Source organism: Streptomyces sp. NPDC004658, from assembly GCF_040609555.1.
In the GTDB taxonomy this organism is placed as follows: Bacteria; Actinomycetota; Actinomycetes; order Streptomycetales; family Streptomycetaceae; genus Streptomyces.
In genome coordinates, this window is the sequence record NZ_JBEXKG010000273.1 from 1 (window position 1) to 5842 (window position 5842).

At 75.3% G+C, this 5842-nt stretch carries 4 protein-coding genes and 1 pseudogene; 1 reads left to right on the top strand and 4 read right to left on the bottom strand.

Annotated features, from left to right (window positions below; translation table 11 throughout):
- A partial coding sequence (locus ABZV94_RS39545) for a DUF2510 domain-containing protein (RefSeq protein ID WP_356349589.1) occupies nucleotides 1-392 on the bottom strand: 392 nt, incomplete at its 3' end.
- A gap of 272 nt (nucleotides 393-664) precedes the next feature.
- Here ABZV94_RS39545 and ABZV94_RS39550 point away from each other — a divergent pair.
- A complete protein-coding gene (locus ABZV94_RS39550) occupies nucleotides 665-3349 on the top strand; it encodes an AAA family ATPase (RefSeq protein WP_356349592.1) in 2685 nt (894 codons plus the stop codon).
- A 94-nt stretch (nucleotides 3350-3443) separates the two neighbouring features.
- Here ABZV94_RS39550 and ABZV94_RS39555 read toward each other — a convergent pair whose 3' ends face one another.
- The 3 genes and pseudogenes from ABZV94_RS39555 to ABZV94_RS39565 all read right to left on the bottom strand — a co-directional run.
- Nucleotides 3444-4235: an SDR family NAD(P)-dependent oxidoreductase gene (locus tag ABZV94_RS39555; protein ID WP_356349594.1), complete on the bottom strand. Its 792-nt coding sequence runs from the start codon at nucleotides 4233-4235 to the stop codon at nucleotides 3444-3446.
- Nucleotides 4236-4313: 78 nt separating this feature from the next.
- Nucleotides 4314-5435: a 3-oxoadipate enol-lactonase gene (gene pcaD, locus ABZV94_RS39560; RefSeq protein ID WP_356349597.1), complete on the bottom strand. Its 1122-nt coding sequence runs from the start codon at nucleotides 5433-5435 to the stop codon at nucleotides 4314-4316.
- A pseudogene (locus ABZV94_RS39565) lies at nucleotides 5432-5842 on the bottom strand (3-carboxy-cis,cis-muconate cycloisomerase); the annotation flags it as partial. The gene pcaD and the pseudogene ABZV94_RS39565, both read right to left, overlap by 4 nt.

The following is a 5842-nucleotide window of genomic DNA, read 5'->3' on the forward strand; positions in this document are numbered from 1 at the left end:
CTCAAGAGTTCCAGGGCGGCACCGGGATGGCCGCCGGCTATGCCCGTGCGCAGCCGGCGCCGGGAGGGGGCGGGCGGCTGGGCGGGATACGCCGGATAGCCCGGCTGGCCGGCATACCCCTGGTGCGCCGGATACCCCGGGTGGGCGCCGAACCCGGCGGGAACCGAGGGCGCCGGTGCCGCCGGGCGGGCCGGTTCCGCCGGGTGGGCCGACTCGGCCGGCCGCGGTCCGCCGTCCGCCGCCGGCCCGGCCGGGGGACCCCACGCGGCGGCCGTGCCGGCGGGGCGGGTCCGGTCCGTCCAGGCCTTGCCGTCCCACCAGCGCTCGGTGGGCGGACCGTCGTTCGTCTGCCCGGGGTCGGGGTACCACCCGGGAGGAGTCACCTGCGTCATGCCCCCACCGTAAGAGGCGACCGTGAAAGCCGGATGAGAGGATCCACCGCCAAGAGGGCAAAGCGGAATATTTTGCGCCGGATTTCTCGGCGGTGCCCTCCGGCAGGCCTCGTTGACACTCCGTCCGCTGGTCGCGCGGGAGGTCGCGTCGCCCGCCCGCCCCCTGTTTCACCCGGCCGGGCAACAGCTGCCGCGAGCGTCCACCACGGGTCCCGCGCGACGGCTACGCTCGGGTTCCGTACGTCATTCGGGCGACCTGGGGAGGTAACGGGATGACGGAGGGACGGCCCTCGGCGGCCGGCTCGGCTCCCCTGTGGGAGCGGGACGCCGAGCTCGCCACCGTCGCGCAGGCACTCGACGTCCTGTGCACGGACCAGTCGTCCGCGGGCAGCCTGCTGGTCGTCCGGGGCGAGGCGGGACTCGGCAAGACAGCGCTGCTGGCCGAGACCCGGCGCATCGCGGAACGGCGCGGCTGCGCCGTCTGGTCCGCACGCGGCGCCGAGACGCTGAGATCCGTCCCGTTCCACGTCGTACGGCAACTGCTCCAGCCCGCGCTGCTGTCCTTACTGCCCGAGGAGGCCCGCGAGTACCTCGGCGACTGGTACGACATCGCCGGCCCCGCCCTCGGCATAGCGGAACCGCAGGCGGACAACGCCGACCCGCAGTACGTCTGCGACGGACTCGTCGCCGCGGTGCGCCGGCTCGCCCGTCGCCAGTGGCCGCTGGTCCTGCTCGTCGACGACGCCCACTGGGCCGACCAGGAGACCCTGCGCTGGCTCGCCGCCTTCACCGAACGCCTGGACGACCTGTCCGTCCTCGTCGTGGTCGCCCGCCGGCCCGGCGAGGTCAGCGGGGACAGCGCCCGCCTGCTCGACGCGGTGGCCGCCGCCGCGGGCCGCCCCGTCCACAACCTCAACGCCCTCACCCCCGACGCGACCGCCGGACTCACCCGGGCCACCGTCGGCCGGCACGCCGACGACGCGTTCTGCCGCGAGGTCTGGGCCGTCACCGGCGGCAACCCCTACGACACCGTCGAACTCCTCGCCAAGGTGCAGGACAGCGAACTCCAGCCCGTCGAGGCGCACGCGGGAGAGCTGCGCGCCCTCAACCGCGCCGCCCGCGGCGGCGGACTGGTCGACCGGCTCAAGGGCCTCGGCCTGGAGGCCACCCGGTTCGCCTGGGCCGCCGCCATCCTCGGCACCGGCATCACCGTCGACATGGTCGCCCAACTCGCCACCATGAACGAGGAACTGGCCCGGACGTGTGCCGAACTCCTCTGCAACGCCCGCATCCTCACCGAACAGGAGCTGCCCGCCGGTGCCGAACGCGCGGACGGCGAGATGGAGTTCGTCCATCCGCTCATCGCGACCGCCGTCTACAACTCCATCCCGCCCGGCGTGTGCACCGCCATGCACGGCGTCGCCGCGCAGATGATCACCGAGCGCGGTCGCGGCGCCGCCGAGGCCGCCCGGCACCTGCTGAAGGTGCACCCGGACGACGACGAGGAACTGGTCGAGCAGCTGCGCGAGGCCGCCCGCGAACACCTCGCCGTCGGCGCGCCCGACGCGGCCCGCCGCTGCCTGGAACGCGCGCTCGCGGAGCCGCCGCTCCCCGAGGTGCACGCGCACGTCCTCTACGAACTGGGCTGCGCCACCTCGTTGACCAACCCGGCGGTGACCATCGACCACCTGCAGAGCGCGCTCGGCATGTCCGGCCTCGACGCCGAGGACCGGGTCGACGCCGTCGTCCGCCTCTCCCAGGCGCTGCTCCACAACGACCAGCTCGAGGAGGCCGTCCGCACGGTCGAGGCCGAGGCCGCCCGGCACGAGGCGGGTCCCGTCCGGATGCGCTTGCAGGCCTTCCAGTTCATGTGGGAGGGCATCCACGGCGAGACCGTGTCCCCGGCCCGCTCCCGGCGCCTGGCCGAGCTGGCCGCCACCTGCTCCGGCCGTGACAACGCCGAGCGGGCCCTGCTGATCCTGCGCGGCTTCGACGCGATGACCCACGGCGAGAGCGCCGACGAGGTCATCGACCTGTGTGACCGCGCCCTCGTCAACGGCCGCCTCGCGCCCGGCCTCGGCTGGACCGACCCCGAGTGGGGCATGGAACTGCTGATGATGCTCGGCAGCGCCTACACCTACGCCGACCGGCTGGACCGCGCCGAGAGCCTGTTCGCCGAGGCCCGGCGCGTGTACACCACGGCCGGCTGGCGCGGCGGCCATCTCTCGCTGGCCAACGCCTTCCTGGGGCTCGCCTACCGCCGGCAGGGCCGGCTGCGCGACGCCGAGTCCACCCTGCGCGAGGCACTGGTCCTCGCCGAACGCGTCGGCCGCCGCCTGCCGCTGTACTGGTCGGCCACCTGCGGTCTGGTCGACACCCTGCTGGCCCGGGGCCGGGTCGAGGAGGCCTGGTCGGTCGCCGAGCGGTACGGTTTCGCGCCGCCGTACCCGTCCACCATCGTGCTGCCCGACATCCGCTCCGTGCGCGGCCGGCTGCTGCTCGCCGTCGGGCGCACCGAGGACGGCATCAACGAACTGGAGGCCGCCGAGAAGACCGCCGCCTCCCGCGGCGGCCACAACCCCGTGCTCGCGCCCTGGTCCATCGACCTCGCCAAGGCGCTCGCGGGGCAGGACCCGGAGCGCGCCGCCCAGCTCGCGGCGGACGCCCGCCGGCAGGCCGAGCGGTTCGGCACGGACACCGCCATCGGCGAGGCCCTGCGCTGCGCCGCCGCCCTGGCGACGGGACAGCGGGCCGTGCAGCTCGCCGCCCGCGCGGTGACCTACCTGGAGGCCTCACCCTGCCAGTACGAGCACGCGGCGGCCCGCGTCGAGTACGGCATCGCCGCCCGCTCGGTGGCAGAACTCAACCGGGGCCTGGACCTGGCGCGGTCGTGCGGCGCGGAGGGCCTGGTGGCCCAGGCACGGGAGGTGCTGGAGACGGGGCGGGGGCTGCGGTAGGGGGCCGGGGCCGGAGAAGGGGCCGCCTGCCGTAGGCCGTTAGCCGCACGCCCTGCGCCGTCGGCCCACCCGCAGCTCCCGCCGCCGCGCGGCCTCACACGGTGAGCAGCTGCTCGGTCACCGCCGCGAGCCGCCTGCGCACGTCCCCGTCGTACGCCGCCTCGTGCGCCCGCGCCGGCCGCGTCCCGTCGTAGTAGCCGCCGCTGCCCGTCTCCCCGGTGGCCAGCGCCAGCACGCCCGGGGCGCCGTCGGCGACGGAGTTCCACGGGGTGATGCCGCCCTCGCGGACCATCGCGGTGTCCATGTAGGTGGCCGGGTGCAGCACGTTCACCGACACTCCGCTGCCCGCCAGCTCCTCGGCCAGGGTGAACGTGTACGCGGCGAGCGCGAACTTGCTGCGGCAGTAGGCCGAGATCCCGCTGTAGCCGCGGGTGAGTTCGGGATCGGCGAAGTCGACGGGCTCCTGCCCGGCCGAGCCGACGTTGACGATCCGGGCCGGCGCGTTGGCCCGCAGCACCGGCAGCAGGGCGCGGGTCAGCACCACGGGCGCGAGGTAGTTCACGGCGAGCCGCAGCTCGTGTCCGTCGGCGCTCAGTTCGCGCCCGGAGCCGCGCCCGCCGCCGCCCACGCCCGCGTTGTTGACCAGCACGTCGAGGCCGGGATGCGCCTCGGCCACCCGCGCGCCCAGCTCCCGCACCTCGGCCAGCCGGGCCAGATCGGCGACGAACCCCTCGGCCGCGCCCTCCCCGCGCAGCTCCTCGACCAGCCGCTCGGTGCGGGCCCGGTCGCGGCCGTGGGCCAGGACCAGATGACCGGAGCGGACCAGCTCGAAGGCGACGTACCGGCCGAGCCCGGAGGTGGCGCCGGTGATCAGAACAGTGGACATACCGCCAGCCTAGGCACGCACGGGCACCGGGAACGAGCCGCTGCCAGGCATACGACCAGCAGGATCACCCTCGGACCCTCAGCCCGCCTCCTCCTCGGCGAGGACCCGCTGGGCCGTCGCGAACGCCGAGTTGGCGGCCGGCACCCCGCAGTACACGGCGGTCTGCAGCAGCACCGCGCCGATCTCCTCCGGGGTCAGCCCGTTGCGCCGCGCCGCCCGGACGTGCATCGCCAGCTCGTCGTGGTGACCGTGCGCGACCAGCGCGGTCAGCGTGATCATGCTCCGCTCGCGGCGGGACAGCGTCGGGTCGGTCCAGATCTCCCCCCAGGCGTAGCGGGAGATGAAGTCCTGGAAGCGGGCCGTGAACGGGGTCTGCCGGGCCTGCGCCCGGCCCACGTGGGCGTCGCCCAGCACCTCCCGGCGCACCGCCATACCGCTCGCCGCCGGCCCGTCGAGGTGGGTGCGCAGCGCGGCCAGCACGGCCCGCGGGCACTGCGCCGGCGCCAGATGGGAGGCCCCGGGCAGCTCCACCAGCGTCGCCGCCGGCACCGCGTCGGCGATCTCCCGCAGATGGGCGGGCGGGGTCGCGGGATCCTGCCGGCCCGCCACCAGGAGCGTCGGTACGGTGATGTCGCCGAGCCGGTCGCGCAGGTCGAACGCGGCGAGCGCGTCGCAGCAGGCGGCGTACGCCTCCGGATCGGCCTCCCGGTGGTCGCGGACCAGCCCCGGCACGCTGAACCCGGGCGTGAACCAGCGCGCGTCGGCGCTCCGCGCCAGCCGTTCCAGGCCCTCGCGGCGTACCTGCTCCGCCCGATCCCGCCAGGGCGCCTCCCCGCCGAAATGGGCGGAGGAGCACAGCACCGCCAGCGACGACAGCCGCTCGGGGTGGTGGACGGCCAGGTGCAGGCCGACGGCGCCGCCCAGCGACACGCCCGCGTACGCGAACCGGTCGACGCCGAGGGCGTCGGCCAGCTCCAGGACCAGCGCGGCGAGGTCGCCGACGGTCGCCCCGGGCCCGATCAGGTCCGCCGCCGAGCCTCCGTGCCCCGGCAGGTCCCAGCGGACCACCCGGTGGGCGGCGGACAGTTCGGGCGCGACCCCGTCCCACAGGGCGAGGGAGGTGCCGAGCGAGGGACCGAGCAGCAGCGGGGGAGCGGAAGCCGGGCCTTCCACCAGGTGGTTGAGGAGTTTCACGGTCAAGGTCGCTCCAGGGCACGGTCGGTGAGGGGACCGGCGAAGCCGGTGTAACGGGCGGGGTCGAGCAGGTCGTCGAGATCGAGGTCACCCAGTTCCGCGACATCCGCCAGGAGTTCGGACAGCGGGCGGTCCTCTTCGTGCGCGCGGCGGGCCAGTTCGGTCAGCAGTTCCTTGGCCCGCGCACGGCCGAGGACCGGCGCGAGGGCGGCCGACAGCCGCTCGGAGACGATCAGACCCCGGGTGATGCCGAGGTTCCGGCGCATCGCGGCCGGGTGGACACGCAGCCCCTCGGCCAGCTCCGCCGCGTGGGAGGCCGCGCCGCCCACCAGCCGCAGCAGGTCCCGCAGCGGCTCCCACTCGGCGTGCCAGGCACCCGCCGGCCGCTCGTCCTCGGCGGCGAGGGAGCCGTA

What these genes read in the sequence shown, in the direction of transcription:
- ABZV94_RS39555 (WP_356349594.1), bottom strand. Translation starts at nt 4,235, where the DNA reads ATGTCCACTGTTCTGATCACCGGCGCCACCTCCGGGCTCGGCCGGTAC.
- ABZV94_RS39550 (WP_356349592.1), top strand. Translation starts at nt 665, where the DNA reads ATGACGGAGGGACGGCCCTCGGCGGCCGGCTCGGCTCCCCTGTGGGAG.